Below are 14,301 nucleotides of genomic sequence, written 5' to 3' on the forward strand. Positions count from 1 at the left end.
CGCATCAGGGTCCTGACCGCCCACCGGCGTGTCGGGGCGCCCGACGCAAGAGCGGACCTGGTTCCGCTCTTCCGCTTTGACGAATCCCGACGTTCCGGAACCCGATTCACGATATGAGCAAGCGCGATTACTACGAAGTGCTGGGCGTTGCCCGCACCGCCACCGACGAAGAGCTGAAGAAGGCCTACCGTCGCTGCGCGATGAAGTTCCACCCGGACCGCAACCCGGGCGATACGGCGGCCGAAGCCTCCTTCAAGGAGTGCAAGGAAGCCTACGAAGTACTGTCCGACGGCAACAAGCGCCGCATGTACGACAGCCACGGCCACGCCGCGTTCGAGCACGGCATGGGCGGCGGTGGTCCGGGCGGCCCGGACATGAACGATATCTTCGGCGATATCTTCGGCAACATCTTTGGTGGCGGCGGTGGTCCGCGCCAGGCCCGTCGCGGCGCCGACATCGGCTACGTGATGGAGCTGGACCTGGAAGAAGCCGTGCGCGGCGTCGAGCGCCGCATCGAGATTCCGACCCTGGCCGAGTGCAACGACTGCGATGGCAGTGGCTCCGAGGACGGCAAGGTCGAGACCTGCAACGTGTGCCACGGCCGTGGCCAGGTGCGCATCCAGCGCGGCATCTTCGCCATGCAGCAGGCCTGCCACAACTGCGGCGGCCGTGGCCAGATCATCGCCAAGCCCTGCAAGACCTGCCACGGCAATGGCCGCGTCGAGGAAGACAAGGTGCTGTCAGTGAAGGTGCCGGCGGGCGTCGATACCGGCGACCGCATCCGCCTGCAGGGCGAGGGCGAAGCTGGTCCGGCCGGTACGCCGCCGGGTGACCTGTACGTGGAAGTGCGCGTGCGCGAGCATGCGATCTTCCAGCGCGATGGCGACGACCTGCACTGCGAAGTGCCGATCCGCATCTCGCAGGCGGCACTGGGTGACACCGTGCGCGTGGCCACGCTCGGCGGCGAGGCGGAGATCCGCATCCCGGCCGAGACCCAGACCGGCAAGCTGTTCCGCCTGCGTGGCAAGGGCGTACGTTCGGTGCGCAGCCGCAGCGAGGGTGACCTGTACTGCCGTGTGGTGGTGGAGACCCCGGTCAACCTCACCAACGAGCAGCGCAAGCTGCTGGAGCAGTTCGAAGCCACCTTCGTTGGTGAGGAAGCGCGCAAGCATTCGCCGAAGTCGGCCACCTTCATCGATGGCGTGAAGGGCTTCTGGGACCGCATGACGTCCTGAGTTCTCAACGCAAGCATTGAACGGTAGCGCCGGGCCATGCCCGGCGTTTTCGTATGCGGTCAGCGGAAAAACGCCGCAGGTGTCTGCCCCAGCTGCCGCTTGAACATGCTGGTGAACGCGCTTGGGCTGTCGTAACCCATCGCCAGCGCGACATCGATGACCTTGTCGCCGACGGCCAGCCGTTCCAGTGCGGCCAGCAGCCGCGCCTGTTGTCGCCACTGCCCGAAGGTCATGCCCAGTTCGCTGGCGAAATGGCGCTGGATGGTTTTCACGTCCACCTGCAGGGCCTGCGCCCAATCCTGCAGCGTGGCGTCGTCGCCGGGATGCTTCTGGATGTGCTGGCAGATCCGCCGCAGGCGCGGGTCGGTGGGCGAGGGCAGGTGCAGCGGCAGCACGTCCATGCGGTGCAGCTCGTCCAGCAGCAGGCGCACCACGCGGCCGTCGCGGCTGTCGTCCACATGCGCGGTCTCGATCAGGCTGGCGGCCAGCAGCAGCTCGCGCAGCAGCGGCGCCACCTGTACCGCGAACGCTTCGTCCGGCAGCTGCGGCGCGAAGTCCGGCTCCACGTACAGGCTGCGCATGTGTACTTCGGCGATGCAGTCCACCGCATGGGCCGTGCCGGCCGGGACCCAGATCGCGCGGGTTGAAGGCACTACCCAGCGGCCGCCGTCTGCACGCACCACCATCAGTCCGGACATGGCGAACACCAGCTGGTGACGCCGGTGCCGGTGGGGCGCGATGTGGGTCCCGGGCTTGTAATGGCGGGCGCGGCAGGTCACTGGGCGGTGCACCGGAACCTCGTTCCACGGCGCAGTCTCGCGGACCTGGCAGGGGATGTCCTTTTTGCGATATGCCATGACCCGAACGCGGCAGAAGGGAGGGGGAGGTCACCGTAGCATGCGTGGCTCGCCCCCAACCTGACTGTATCCATGTCGACCCTGGCTTCTCCCGCAACCACCTCACGCCCGGTGGCCCCCGGCGTGCTGGCCGCCATCTCCACCTCGCATGTCGTCAACGACATGATGCAGTCGCTGATCCTGGCCATCTATCCAGTGATCAAGGGCGGCTTCAACCTCAGCTTCACCCAGATCGGCCTGATCACGCTGACCTACCAGCTCACCGCCTCGATCTTCCAGCCGCTGATCGGCATGGCTACCGACCGCCGCCCGGCGCCGTACTCGCTGCCGATCGGCATGGCCTCGACCCTGTCCGGCATGCTGCTGCTGGGCTTCGCACCGAACTACGCGGTGGTGCTGATGGCGGCGGCGATGGTCGGCATTGGTTCGGCCATCTTCCATCCGGAAGCCTCGCGCATCGCGCGGCTGGCCTCGGGCGGTCGCCATGGTTTCGCGCAGTCGGTGTTCCAGGTCGGTGGCAACTTCGGTACCGCGCTGGGCCCGCTGATTGCAGCGGCGGTGATCGTGCCGTATGGCCAGCATGCCGCGTCGTGGTTCGCGGGCGCGGCGCTGATCGGCATTGCGCTGCTGACCTATGTCGGCCGCTGGTACGCGCTGCACCTGGGCTTCCCGCGCCCGGCCAGCACCGCCTCGACGGCGCCGCGCCATCCGCCGCGCACCGTGGCCAAGGTGCTGGCGATCCTGCTGGTGCTGATCTTCAGCAAGTACTTCTACATGGCCAGCATCGGCAGCTACTTCACCTTTTACCTGATCCACCATTTCGGCATTCCGGTGGCACAGGCGCAGCTGCACCTGTTCGCATTCCTGGTGGCGTCCGCGGCCGGCGGCTTCCTCGGCGGCCCGCTGGGTGACCGCATCGGCCGCAAGCCGATCATCTGGACCTCGATCCTGGGCGTTGCGCCGTTCGCACTGATGCTGCCGCATGCCGATCTGTTTTGGACCACGGTGCTGGCGGTGCTGATCGGTTTCGTGCTGTCCTCGGCGTTCTCGGCCATCGTGGTCTATGCGCAGGAAATGATGCCGCACCGGATCGGCATGGTGTCCGGCCTGTTCTTCGGTTTCGCGTTCGGTATGGGCGGGCTGGGTGCCGCCGTGCTGGGCCTGCTGGCGGACAAGACCAGCATCGAGTACGTCTATCAGCTGACTGCGTTCCTGCCGCTGCTGGGCATCGTGGCGGCGTGGCTGCCGCCGTCGCGGCCTGCCGCTCACTGAGGGGTGCTTTTTTTTGCAGGGCTGCGCCCTGCACCTGCAGAATCAACTCAACATCAAAAGCCAAAGCGCGCTATCCGTGGATTGGCGGGGTGGGTCCGGTTGCGGGGGACGCCGTGAATACGTCCTTGTAGGCTCGGTCGCGCCATCCATGGCGCTCACGCCCCCGCAACCGGACCCACCCCGCCTTCGACCGTTTTCCGCGATCTGTCGGAACGACGTTGCCCTGGTGTGTGTCGACCTTGGTCGACACGGTAGATCCACGCCATGCGTGGATGACTCATTCGATATCTGACAGATGTGTCGACCTTGGTCGACACGGTAGATCCACGCCATGCGTGGATGACTCATTCGATATCTGACAGATGTGTCGACCAAGGTCGACACCACCAACAGCCGCGCGGAACAACAGCCGCGTGAACCTGTCGAAGGCGGGGCGGTGTCGGCGTGCGGGGTGTCAGCGGCATGGATGCCGCTGCCAAGCCTACAAGGACGTACTTGCGGCGTCCCCGCACTCCGACACCGACCCGCCACCCCGCGGAATGCCGCTTTGGCTTCGGCTTCGGCCGTTGCGGTTGCCGTTGCATTGCGCAGGTGCAGGGCTGCAAGCCCTGCCGAAAACCCCCTTGGGCGTAGAATGCGGTCATGAGCGAATCCCTTGATAACCACCTGGTCCACGGCCGCCGCCAGCGGCCCGACGGTCCGTCCCCGATCGATGTCATCTCGGTCCAGTCGCAACTCGTCTACGGTCATGCCGGCAACAGCGCGGCAATCCCGCCGATGCGCGCGCTGGGCGTGCGTGTGGCAAGCATTCCGACGGTGCTGCTCAGCAACGCGCCGTTCTACGACACCACGCGTGGCCGCGTGCTGCCGGCCGACTGGTTCGCCGACCTGCTGCTCGGCAGCCACGAGCGCGGCCTGCCGCAACGCGCGAAGATGCTGGTGTCCGGCTACTTCGGCAGCACCGCCAACGGTGCCGCCTTCGCCGACTGGCTGGACGCGATCCTGCCGGGCTGCCCGCAGCTGCGTTATTGCCTGGACCCGGTGATCGGTGACACCCACACCGGCCCGTACGTGGAACCGGGCCTGGAAGCGATCTTCGCCGAGCGCCTGCTGCCCCATGCCTGGCTGGTGACCCCGAACGCCTTTGAACTCAATCGCCTGACCGGCATGCCAGCGCTGGCCGAGGCCGATGCCATCGCCGCCGCGCGCACGCTGCTGGATCGCGGCCCGCATTGGGTGATCGCGCACAGCGTGGGCGGCACCCCGGGTGAACTGGTAACCCTGGCCGTTGGCCGCGAGGAAACCTGGCGCTGGACCTCGCCGTTGCTGCCAGTGGACGTGGCAGGCACCGGTGATGTGCTGATGTCGCTGGTGGTGTCGTTCCTGCTGCGCGGCGAATCGATGCAGCAAGCGATCTCGCGCGCGATTGCCGGCACCCATGCGGCGCTGGAGGCGACCCTCGACAACGGCTTCGAAGAGTTCGACGTGATTGCTGCAGCGCCGGCGGCGCTGGCCGAAGGAACGCGCTTCCGCGCCGAACGCGTGGCATGAGCGGCCTGGACCCACGCACGCCGCGCACGGTCGGCATCATCGGCAGTGCCGGCGCCTACGGGCGCTGGCTGACCCGCTTCTTCCAGCAGCACATGCAGCTGCAGGTGATCGGCCACGATCCGGCCGATCGGGACTCGCATACGCCGGAACAGCTGCTGGCGCAGGCTGACGTGCTGGTGTTCTCGGCACCGATCCGGCATACGCCGGCTCTGATTGCCGCGTACGTGCAGCAGTCGGCCGGCCGCGAGCAGGACCGGCTGTGGCTGGACGTGACCTCGGTAAAAGAAGCGCCGGTGCAGGCGATGTTGGCCTCTCAAGCCGAAGTGGTCGGCCTGCACCCGATGACCGCGCCGCCCAAGGCGCCGACCCTGAAGGGCCGGGTGATGGTGGTCGGCGAAGCGCGGCTGCGGCACTGGCAACCGTGGGTTGATACGCTGTGCACGGCGTTGCAGGCTGAGTGCGTGCGCGCCACGCCGCAGCATCACGACCAGATGATGGCGCTGGTGCAGGCGATGGTGCATGCCACCCACCTGGCCCAGGCCGGCGTGCTGCGCCAGTACCAGCCGCAGCTGGGCGACCTGGCCGCGATGATGCCGTACCGGTCGGCATCGTTCGAACTGGATACGGCGATCATCTCGCGCATCCTGTCGCTGAACCCCGCGATCTACGAGGACATCCAGTTCGGCAACCCGTACGTGGCGCCGATGCTGGAGCGCTTGGTCGGCCAGCTGCAGGCCCTGCAGGCCCAGGTCGGGCAGGGCGACGACACTGCACGCAGTGCATTCCGTGAGCAGCTGTTGTTGGCCAATCGCAATGCCTTCGGCGAGCAGGAACTGGCTGACGGCAACTACACGTTCGAACGCGTGGGTTACCTGTTGGCGGACCTGACCGAGCGCAACGCGCTGTCGGTGCATTTGCCGGAGGACCGGCCGGGCTCGCTGCGTGAGCTGCTGAACGTGTTCGAGCAGCACCGCATCAGTCTGGCCTCGATCCATTCCTCGCGCACGCCCGGGGGCGAAGTGCATTTCCGGATCGGGTTCGTGGCCGGCAGCGATCCGGCAGCGATCACCCGGGCGGCGGCCGAGGTGGACGCCAGCGGCATCGGACGGGTGCTGGGTTGAACACATTCATCCACAGGTGGTGTGGATGGATTCTGAGCAAACATGTGGATAACCGCGCGCAGCCTTTGGCAGCCAAGGCTGTCAAGATGGTTGGTCAAAAATTGACCATGCTTTTTTGTAGCGTCGAGCCATGCTCGACCGCCTTTGGCAAAAAGCATGTCGACCAAGATCGACACCCACCAGAGCGGGGCGGAATGAAATCCGGTAGCGCCGGGCCATGCCCGGCGAACCTCAAATCGTCAACCTCAACTCGCCGCCACTGGTGGTGAATTCACGGCCATTGCGCACCAGCTGGCGCCCGTCATCCAGCTCATAGCGTGGCGTAGCTTCGGAGTGGTGCCCGCTGCCACTCGCTTCGGGCTTGAACTCGATGATGATGTGGCTTTCGCCGTTGCTGTCGACGGCGGGGAACTGACGGAACGACATCGTGCACCTCCTTCAGCGGATGCTGCTGTTGCGCGGCCAGCTTGGCCGCGCCGATGTTAGCCGGACGTCATCAATCGATGAACTGCAGGCGTGCCAGTTCAGCGTACAGTCCGTCTTCGGCCAGCAGCTGTGCATGCGTGCCCTCGGCGACGATGCGGCCCTGGTCCATCACCACGATGCGGTCGGCCTTGAGCACGGTGGCCAGGCGGTGGGCGATGACCAGCGTGGTGCGACCCGCCATCAACCGTTCCAATGCCTGCTGCACGCTGTGTTCGCTCTGTGCATCCAGCGCGCTGGTGGCTTCATCCAGCAGCAGGATCGGCGCATCCTTCAGCAGCGCGCGGGCAATCGCCACACGCTGCTGCTGGCCACCGGAAAGGCGGGCACCGCGCTCACCCAGCTCGCTGTCATAGCCCTGCGGCAACGCGCGCAGGAAAGCATCGGCCTCGGCGGCACGCGCGGCATCCTCGACTTCCGCGTCGCTGGCTTGCAAGCGGCCATAGCGGATGTTGTCGCGTGCACTGGCCGCGAACAGCGTCGGCTGCTGCGGCACCAGCGCCAGCTGCGCGCGCAGCTCGGCCGGGTCGACCTGGCGCACGTCGATGCCGTCCACGTCGATGCGGCCGCTGGCTGGGTCATGGAAGCGCAGCAGCATCGAAAGCACCGTGCTCTTGCCCGCCCCTGACGGACCCACCAGCGCTACGGTCTCGCCGGGGCGCACATGCAGGTTGAAGTGGTCCAGTGCGGCCTGGTCTGGTCGCTGCGGGTAGTGGAACACCACGTCGTCGAATCGTATCTCGCCACGCAGCGGTTGCGGCAACGCGTGCGGCTGGGCCGGCGCGCGGATCTCGATGTCTTCCTGCAGCAGCTCGCCGATGCGGCCCATGCCGCCGGCGGCGCGCTGCAGCTCATTCCATACTTCGGCCAGCGCGCCCACCGAACCGCCGCCGATCAATGCATACAGCACGAACTGACCCAGCGTGCCGGCGCTGAGGCGGCCGTCGATGACATCGTGCGCGCCCAGCCACAACACGCCGACGATGGCGCCGAACACCAGCAGGATGGCGCTGGCGGTGACCAGCGACTGCGCGCCGATGCGGCGCCGAGCGGCACCGATGGCATCACCGAGTGCCTTGTCAAAGCGTCCGCGTTCATAGGCTTCGCGCGCATGTGCCTGTACCGTGCGCACCGCGCCCAGTGTCTCACTGGCCAGGCTGTTGGCGTCGGCGATGCGGTCCTGGCTGTTGCGCGCGACCGTGCGCAGCTTGCGTGCGCCGATGATGATCGGCAGCACCGCCAGTGGGATGCCAAGCAGCGACCATGCGGCCAGCCGCGGGCTGGTGACGAACAGCATCGCCAGACTGCCGATGACCGTGACCGTGCTGCGCAGAGCCACCGACATGGTCGAGCCGACCACGCTGCGCAGAAGTTCGGTGTCCGCAGTCAGGCGCGAGACCAGCTCTCCGCTGCGGCTGCGGTCGTGGAAGCCGGCGCCCAGCTGGATCAGGTGGGCATACAGCTGGCTGCGCAGGTCGGCCACGACTTTCTCGCCAAGCAGCGACACGAAGTAGAAGCGCGCGGCCGTGCCCAACGCCATCACTACCGCCACCAGCATCAGCAGGGCGAACGCACGGTTGATCTGGCCGCCGCTGCTGAAACCATGATCGATCATCTGCTTCACCGCCGGAGGCAGGCTCAGCGTGGCGGCCGAAGACACCGCCAGGGCCAGCAGCCAGGCGGTGAACAGCCCGCTGTGGCGGCGTACGAATGGCCACAGCGTGCGCAGGCTGCCGAGGCGCCGCAGCGGCGGGGTCGAAGCGGGGGCGTCGTCCTTGTCAGTCATCCTGGTCGTCTTCTATGCGGATACGGTCACGGGTGGCGTCGCGCAGGCGGATTTTCAATGCGTCGACCTGATCGGCAGGCAGTTCGATCCGCAGGCACACACCGTTGGCATCGAACTGTTCATCGCGCTTTTCCGCGCTGAAGGCGGGCAGGGTGGCGTGCAGGGTGCCGAGGTCCTCAAAGCCAGCCAGCAGCTGCAACCGGGCCAGCGCCACCAGCGGCAGGCGCGGGGCGGTACGCAGGCACTCGGCGGCGGCGCCACCGTAGGCGCGTACCAGGCCACCGGCGCCGAGTTTGATGCCGCCGAACCAGCGCGTCACCACCACCATCACCCGGTCGAAGCCCTGCCCGTCGATCGCCGCAAGGATCGGACGTCCAGCCGTGCCGGCCGGCTCGCCATCGTCGCTGGAACGATAGTCCTGGCCGTGCCGGTAGGCCCAGCAGTTGTGGGTGGCATCGGTCACCGCGACCTGCTGCAGGAACGCCATGGCCGCTGCGGCGCCGTCGATGGGCGCGGCCTGGGTGATGAAACGGCTGTGTTTGACTTCCAGCGTGTGGCTGACCGGCTGGGCGAGGGTATCGAGCATTCCCGTCATTCTACGGGGTTGCCGGGTGTTCCCGTCCGCTTCAATCGTCCAGCAGCGGCCGCAGGTCGCGCGGCAGGCGCGCTTCCGGGTACTGCTGCATGTAGCGCTCCAGGCTGGCACGGGCCAGATCGCGCTGGCCGTCGTCGCGTCGTGTGCGGATTTTCTGCAGCCACTGCCGGCGCGGCAGTCGTGCGTCGGCGTCCACTTCGGCCTGCACGGCATCCGCGCTCAGGCGCGCATCGCTGCCGCGGCGCATGATGCCCGGTGCGGAACGGCTGGGAGCCTCACGCTTCATCGAGGTGATCTCCACCCGATCCAGCGCCTGCGCCCGCTCGACCTCGGCTGCATTGGCGGCCGGTGCGCTGGCCGCGCGTGCTTTCAGTGCCCCGGACGCTGCCGGCGCGAGGGCCGGTGCCGGTGTGGGTGCCGGGTAGGCGGCGGGTGCCGGTGGCGCAGGTGGCGCAGGCGGCGCCGCTGCCGGTGCGGGCGGGAGGGCCGCAAAGGAGACATCGGCGGCCGCATCCGCAGCCATCGATCGTGCTGCCTGGGCCGACGCTTCATCGGGTTCGGCCGGAACGGGCTTGGACGCCCGCGCGATGGCCGGTGCCGGGGCGGCGGCAACGGGGGCCGCCTCGGGTGCTGCGGGCGCAGTAGCAGGATCCGCTGCCACCACCGCGCTGTCGGCTGCGCGGTTGCCAGCGGCCTGATCGGCAGCCGCGCTGTCTTCTGCCGCAGCCGGTGCCGCAGCCACGGCCGCCTCACCGGCCGGAATCGGCGGCGGTTCCGGACGCAGCTGCCAGGCGATGCCGATGGCGAACACCATCGAGGCGGCGATGCCGAACACGGCCGGCCAACGCGGGCGTGTGCGCTGCGTGCGCGGCGCCTCCGGAGAGGCCACTGCATCGGCAGGCGGAGCATCCACGGCGGCACGGGCCGCGGCCAGAATGGCGGTGTCCAGTGCAGCCGGCGGTGCCTGTTCGGCGCGACGGCCGAGCAGCCGGGACAGCTCGCGTTCTTCCGGCGTCAGTGGTTCGTCTCGGTTCATGCGTTCAATCCCGCACGCAGCTTGTCCATCGCATAGCGCAGCCGCGATTTCACGGTTTCCCGGCCTACGCCGGTGATCTGGCCGATCTCCTCCAGGCTCAGTTCCTGATCCAGCCGCAGCTGCAGCACTTCGCGCTGCTCCGGCGGCAGTTCTTCCATCGCCAGCTGGATGCGGCGACGTTGCTCGAATTCGGATAGCTCGCCTTCCGGAGTCTGCCCATCCTCGATCGCGGCCAGGCGCAGATCGGCGTCGGCCGGCGCGGCGGGGCGATGACGGGCGGCACGCCAATGGTCATTCAGGCGGTTGTGGGCGATGCGGAACAGCCAGGTGCTGAACGCGGCCTCGGGCTGCCAGCCGGCGCGGGCGCTGATCACCCGCTGCCAGACGTCCTGGAAGATCTCCTCGGCCAGCGCGTTGTCGCGCAGTTGCCGAAGCAGGAAGCCGAACAGGCGCTTGCGGTGGCGCGCATACAGGCTTTCGAAGGCGCGCAGGTCGCCACCGGCCCAGGCCAGCATCAAGGCTTCATCGGTTGGCAGTGCGCTGGCTTCCACGGCGTACAGGGTAAGGCCTGCGGGCGATGGCGCATAGCCGGTGGCGGGGGCGGGCAGGGCGAGGGTCATGGCTCGGATGGGGCTACGGACAGCAGGAAAAACGTACGGGTGCACGATTCGGGGTTTACGGGCTTCCATTGCCCCCCGGGTGGCGCGCTATGCTCGGCGGCTCAGGGGAGGCGACGCACAGACGGCGCCAAGAGATTGTCATTTGTCCACGCATGCTGAACCGGCGGAAGAGTCACCACACGAGGCCGTGCTGAGCACGGCGCTGGTGCGCGCGTTGCATGCGCTTTTGCCGGAAACGGCCGTGGTTCGCGTTGGCTGGGACGACCCGCAGCTCGGTCGTGGCCAGGGCGGCTGGCCGTCGCCAGCAGTTGCCGGCCCGGTGGCCGCGGAGCCGGGAATCGGCGAGGGTCAGCATGGCTGGGAATACGACGGTGCGCGGTTGCTGTTGTCGGTAGCCGGGGCGGCGCCTTCGCCTGCATGGTGGGGGGTTGCCCGGCAGGCGATGGAGCTGGCGCTGCAGCGCGGCCGCCAAGCCGGCCAGATCAAGGCACTGGAAGAGGCTGAGCGGCTGCAGCAGGCCCTGTTCCAGATTGCCGATCTGGCCGGTGCCGACCTGGAAATGCCCGAGATGCTGCGCCACGTGCATGGCGTGCTCGGCACGCTGATGTATGCCGAGAACTGCTACATCGTGGAATACGACGATGTGCGCGACCAGATCCGGTTCCTGTACTTTGCCGATCAGGTCGATGACTTCGTCGCCGATCCCACGCAGAGCCATGACGCCAGCGAGATGCCGCGCAGCCTGACCGTGGCGCTGCTGCGCCATGGCAAGCCGCTCAGTGGCCCTTCGCGCAAACTGCTGGCGCAGGTGATGGAACAGGAGCATGACCCGCAGCGCGGTCCCGAAAGCCTGGACTGGCTGGGCGTGCCGATGCTGCGCGACGGCCGCGTCTGCGGGGCCATCGTGGTTCAGAGCTATGAACAGGCCGCCCGCTACGGCGAGGCCGAGCGCGCACTGCTGGGCTTCGTCGCCCAGCACGTGCAGACCGCGATGGATCGGCGCCAGGCGCAGGTCCGGTTGGAACAGCAGGTGGCGCGGCGCACCCAGGAACTGCAGCGGGCCAACCACAGCCTGCAGGACGAGGTAGCCGAGCGTCGTCGTGCCGAACAGCTGCAGACCGCCCTGTACAACATCGCCGAAATGGCGATGTCGGCCGACAGCCTGGCTCAGTTCTACGGGCAGGTGCACGGCGTGGTCGGGCGCCTGCTCGACGCGCGCAATTTCTACATCGCCCTGGTCAACCCGGCCGGCAACGGCCTGGATTTCGTGTATTCGGTGGACGAGCACAATGCCAGCCGCGCGCCACGGCCCTTCAGCCGGGGCCTGACCGAATACGTGGTGCGCAACCGGCGCCCGCTGCTGGCCTCGCGCGCGCAGATCGATGCGCTGCTGGCCAGTGGCGAGGTGCGTGAATCCGGTGCACGTTCGCACTGCTGGCTGGGCGTGCCGCTGCTGCGCGACGACGAAGTGGTCGGCGCGATCGTGGTGCAGAGCTACAGCGAAAACAGCACGTTCAGCGTTCACGACCAGCGCCTGCTGACCTTCGTCGCGCAGAACATCGGTACCGGCCTGGCCCGTCAACGCGACCAGCAGCGGCTGCGTTCGGCGCATGCCGAACTGGAAAAGCGCGTGGAAGAACGTACCCGCGAGCTGGCCGAGGTCAACGAAAAGCTGCTCGGGCAGATCGGCGAGCGGCTGCGGGCCGAGCAGCGGCTCACCCATCAGGCCATGCACGATGCGCTGACCGGCCTGCCCAATCGCCTGCACCTGCTGGATCGACTGCAGGATGCGCTGGTGCTGGCCAGGCGTGAGGGTGGCCCGGTGTTCGCCGTACTGTTCCTCGATCTGGATCGCTTCAAGCTGGTCAACGACAGCATCGGGCATGCCGCCGGCGACCGCATGCTGGAGGAAGTGGCCAAGCGCATCGTATCGATGGCCGGCGCCGACGACGTGGTGGCACGGCTGGGCGGTGATGAATTCGCGGTGCTGCTGCAATGCCCGCAAGGTCTGGCCCAGGCACTGGATTTCGGCCAGCGGCTGCTGCTGGCGTTGCAGGAATCGATGTGGATCGCCGGGCGCGAACTGTTTCCGTCCGGCAGCCTGGGCATTGCCCTGTGGAATCCGCGCTACCGCACCGGAGAAGAGCTGCTGCGCGATGCGGATGCGGCCATGTACCGGGCCAAGGCGCAGGGCCATGACCGCTGTGCGATTTTCGACGAGGACATGCGCGAAGAAGCCATGCGCAGCCTGGACCTGGAAGCCGACCTGCGCCGTGCGATCAACAACCGCGATTTCGTACCGTTCTACCAGCCGATCGTGCGCTTGTCCGACGGTGAAGTGGTCGGCCACGAGGCGCTGCTGCGTTGGCAGCATGAGCGCCGTGGCCTGCTGCTGCCCGGCGCGTTCCTGGAGCTGGGCGAGGAAAGCGGCCTGATCGAGCAGGTCGACTGGCTGATCTACGAACAGGTGATCATTGGCCTCGCCGAAGGCGGGCACAGCTATGTATCGGTCAACGTATCACCGCGGCATTTCCGCTCTGCGGAGTTCAGCGGCCGCCTGTTCGGCCTGCTGGACGCATACGGGGCCGATCCGCAGCGGCTGCGGCTGGAAATAACCGAGGTGGCGCTGCTGGATGATGCCCCGCACACCCTGCGCATCCTGCAGGGGCTGCGCGAGCGCGGCATCCAGGTGCAGCTGGACGATTTCGGTACGGGCTTCTCCGCGCTGTCCTACCTGCACCGTTTCCCGATCAGCACGTTGAAGATCGACCAGAGTTTCATCGCTGGCCTGCATGGGCCGGAAGTGCAGAGCACGCGCGCGCTGGTCGAGGGCGTGCTGTCGCTGGCGCGCACGCTGGGCATCGAAACCATCGGCGAAGGAATCGAGACCGAGGCGCAGCGGCAGACCCTGCGCGAACTGGGTTGCGACTACGGCCAGGGCTACCTGTTGGGGCGGCCCGCACCGTGGTCGCACGCGGCGGCCTGAGCCCACCGCGTGCGGCTGCATCAACGCAGGGCAGCGCGACGCTTCTCGTCGATCCACTTCGAGGCCTGGGCCGGCTGGTAGTTCTGCATCCACTCCAGCATCGCTTCGATGTCCGAGCCGTACCACAGGTCCTGGCGCTGGTCCGGGTGCAGGAAGCGCTCTTCCACCATGCGATCGATCATGCCGATCAGCGGGGCGTAGAAACCTTCCACATCGAGGAAGGCGCACGGCTTGTTGCCGATGCCCAGCTGGCGCCAGGTCAGCATTTCAAAGATCTCTTCCATGGTGCCGAAGCCGCCGGGCAGGGCGACGAAGCCGTCAGCAAGATCGAACATGCGCGACTTGCGCTCATGCATCGAACCGACGATCTCCAGTTCGGTCAGGCCGCGGTGGGCCACTTCCCAGTCGGCCAGCTGGCGCGGGATCACGCCGGTCACCTCGCCGCCAGCGGCGAGCACGGCATTGGCCACGGTTCCCATCAGGCCGACGTTGCCGCCGCCATACACCAGGCGCAGGCCGTCGCGGGCAATGCGGTCGCCCAGGGCAATGGCGCGTTCGGTGTAGGCCGGCTTGCTGCCAGCGTTGGAACCACAGTACACACAGATCGATTTCATGGATCTTCCTGTCTCTTGGCCGGAAACGAAAACGCCCCGTCGCCAACCGCAGGGCGGTCGGGGACGGGGTGTCCTTGGATTATGAGCCCTTCTGTAGAGCCGAGCCATGCTCGGCTGCTCTTCGTTCAGATCGCGGCAAAGGCCG

Annotated in this window: 12 protein-coding genes; 5 read left to right on the top strand and 7 right to left on the bottom strand. The window is 67.4% G+C overall.

The features are described 5' to 3' along the window. Window positions 1–113 precede the first annotated feature (113 nt). Window positions 114–1,235: a molecular chaperone DnaJ gene (dnaJ, locus tag N5C25_RS02455; protein WP_279936311.1), complete on the top strand. Its 1,122-nt coding sequence runs from the start codon at window positions 114–116 to the stop codon at window positions 1,233–1,235. Between the two features lie 59 nt (window positions 1,236–1,294). On the opposite strand, the gene N5C25_RS02460 is transcribed toward dnaJ, so the two are convergent. Further along, window positions 1,295–2,092: a helix-turn-helix transcriptional regulator gene (locus N5C25_RS02460; RefSeq protein ID WP_279936312.1), complete on the bottom strand. Its 798-nt coding sequence runs from the start codon at window positions 2,090–2,092 to the stop codon at window positions 1,295–1,297. Between the two features lie 72 nt (window positions 2,093–2,164). Between N5C25_RS02460 and N5C25_RS02465 the strand changes: the two genes are divergently transcribed. The 3 genes from N5C25_RS02465 to N5C25_RS02475 all read left to right on the top strand — a co-directional run bounded on the left by N5C25_RS02465 (window position 2,165) and on the right by N5C25_RS02475 (window position 6,036). Next, window positions 2,165–3,364 carry an MFS transporter gene (locus tag N5C25_RS02465; RefSeq protein ID WP_279936313.1) on the top strand — a complete coding sequence of 400 codons (1,200 nt, stop codon included), beginning with the start codon at window positions 2,165–2,167 and terminating at the stop codon, window positions 3,362–3,364. Window positions 3,365–4,006: 642 nt separating this feature from the next. Then, window positions 4,007–4,915 (top strand): pyridoxal kinase, encoded by a 909-nt coding sequence (gene pdxY / locus N5C25_RS02470; RefSeq protein WP_019661249.1) that lies wholly within the window; start codon window positions 4,007–4,009, stop codon window positions 4,913–4,915. Beyond that, window positions 4,912–6,036, top strand: coding sequence for a prephenate dehydrogenase (locus N5C25_RS02475; protein ID WP_279936314.1), 1,125 nt, complete (start codon window positions 4,912–4,914; stop codon window positions 6,034–6,036). The genes pdxY and N5C25_RS02475 overlap by 4 nt, the downstream gene beginning before the upstream one ends. Before the next feature lie 231 nt (window positions 6,037–6,267). On the opposite strand, the gene N5C25_RS02480 is transcribed toward N5C25_RS02475, so the two are convergent. The 5 genes from N5C25_RS02480 to N5C25_RS02500 all read right to left on the bottom strand — a co-directional run bounded on the left by N5C25_RS02480 (window position 6,268) and on the right by N5C25_RS02500 (window position 10,451). Continuing rightward, window positions 6,268–6,462, bottom strand: a complete 195-nt coding sequence (locus N5C25_RS02480; RefSeq protein WP_019661251.1) for a hypothetical protein — start codon at window positions 6,460–6,462, stop codon at window positions 6,268–6,270. 70 nt (window positions 6,463–6,532) lie between these two features. Continuing rightward, complete coding sequence (locus N5C25_RS02485) at window positions 6,533–8,305, bottom strand: ABC transporter transmembrane domain-containing protein (RefSeq protein WP_053442854.1); 1,773 nt, start codon at window positions 8,303–8,305, stop codon at window positions 6,533–6,535. Beyond that, the gene (locus N5C25_RS02490) at window positions 8,298–8,891 is read right to left on the bottom strand and encodes a YigZ family protein (protein ID WP_058981751.1); all 594 of its coding nucleotides are present in this window, start codon (window positions 8,889–8,891) and stop codon (window positions 8,298–8,300) included. Before N5C25_RS02490 ends, N5C25_RS02485 begins: the two co-directional genes overlap by 8 nt. Before the next feature lie 40 nt (window positions 8,892–8,931). Further along, the gene (locus tag N5C25_RS02495) at window positions 8,932–9,936 is read right to left on the bottom strand and encodes a hypothetical protein (RefSeq protein ID WP_180832330.1); all 1,005 of its coding nucleotides are present in this window, start codon (window positions 9,934–9,936) and stop codon (window positions 8,932–8,934) included. Further along, window positions 9,933–10,451 (bottom strand): RNA polymerase sigma factor, encoded by a 519-nt coding sequence (locus N5C25_RS02500; RefSeq protein WP_251102730.1) that lies wholly within the window; start codon window positions 10,449–10,451, stop codon window positions 9,933–9,935. The genes N5C25_RS02495 and N5C25_RS02500 overlap by 4 nt, the downstream gene beginning before the upstream one ends. Before the next feature lie 247 nt (window positions 10,452–10,698). Between N5C25_RS02500 and N5C25_RS02505 the strand changes: the two genes are divergently transcribed. After that, window positions 10,699–13,542 carry an EAL domain-containing protein gene (locus tag N5C25_RS02505; RefSeq protein ID WP_188249812.1) on the top strand — a complete coding sequence of 948 codons (2,844 nt, stop codon included), beginning with the start codon at window positions 10,699–10,701 and terminating at the stop codon, window positions 13,540–13,542. A 20-nt stretch (window positions 13,543–13,562) separates the two neighbouring features. On the opposite strand, the gene N5C25_RS02510 is transcribed toward N5C25_RS02505, so the two are convergent. Further along, the gene (locus N5C25_RS02510; RefSeq protein ID WP_019661256.1) at window positions 13,563–14,156 is read right to left on the bottom strand and encodes a TIGR00730 family Rossman fold protein; all 594 of its coding nucleotides are present in this window, start codon (window positions 14,154–14,156) and stop codon (window positions 13,563–13,565) included. Window positions 14,157–14,301: the final 145 nt, after the last annotated feature.

It is taken from the genome of Stenotrophomonas sp. GD03958 (assembly GCF_029839005.1).
In the GTDB taxonomy this organism is placed as follows: domain Bacteria; phylum Pseudomonadota; class Gammaproteobacteria; order Xanthomonadales; family Xanthomonadaceae; genus Stenotrophomonas; species Stenotrophomonas hibiscicola.

Coding starts and splice junctions, on each gene's coding strand:
- dnaJ (WP_279936311.1), top strand. CDS start 114: ATGAGCAAGCGCGATTACTACGAAGTGCTGGGCGTTGCCCGCACCGCC.
- N5C25_RS02460 (WP_279936312.1), bottom strand. CDS start 2,092: ATGGCATATCGCAAAAAGGACATCCCCTGCCAGGTCCGCGAGACTGCG.
- N5C25_RS02465 (WP_279936313.1), top strand. CDS start 2,165: ATGTCGACCCTGGCTTCTCCCGCAACCACCTCACGCCCGGTGGCCCCC.
- pdxY (WP_019661249.1), top strand. CDS start 4,007: ATGAGCGAATCCCTTGATAACCACCTGGTCCACGGCCGCCGCCAGCGG.
- N5C25_RS02475 (WP_279936314.1), top strand. CDS start 4,912: ATGAGCGGCCTGGACCCACGCACGCCGCGCACGGTCGGCATCATCGGC.
- N5C25_RS02480 (WP_019661251.1), bottom strand. CDS start 6,462: ATGTCGTTCCGTCAGTTCCCCGCCGTCGACAGCAACGGCGAAAGCCAC.
- N5C25_RS02485 (WP_053442854.1), bottom strand. CDS start 8,305: ATGACTGACAAGGACGACGCCCCCGCTTCGACCCCGCCGCTGCGGCGC.
- N5C25_RS02490 (WP_058981751.1), bottom strand. CDS start 8,891: ATGCTCGATACCCTCGCCCAGCCGGTCAGCCACACGCTGGAAGTCAAA.
- N5C25_RS02495 (WP_180832330.1), bottom strand. CDS start 9,936: ATGAACCGAGACGAACCACTGACGCCGGAAGAACGCGAGCTGTCCCGG.
- N5C25_RS02500 (WP_251102730.1), bottom strand. CDS start 10,451: ATGCTGGCCTGGGCCGGTGGCGACCTGCGCGCCTTCGAAAGCCTGTAT.
- N5C25_RS02510 (WP_019661256.1), bottom strand. CDS start 14,156: ATGAAATCGATCTGTGTGTACTGTGGTTCCAACGCTGGCAGCAAGCCG.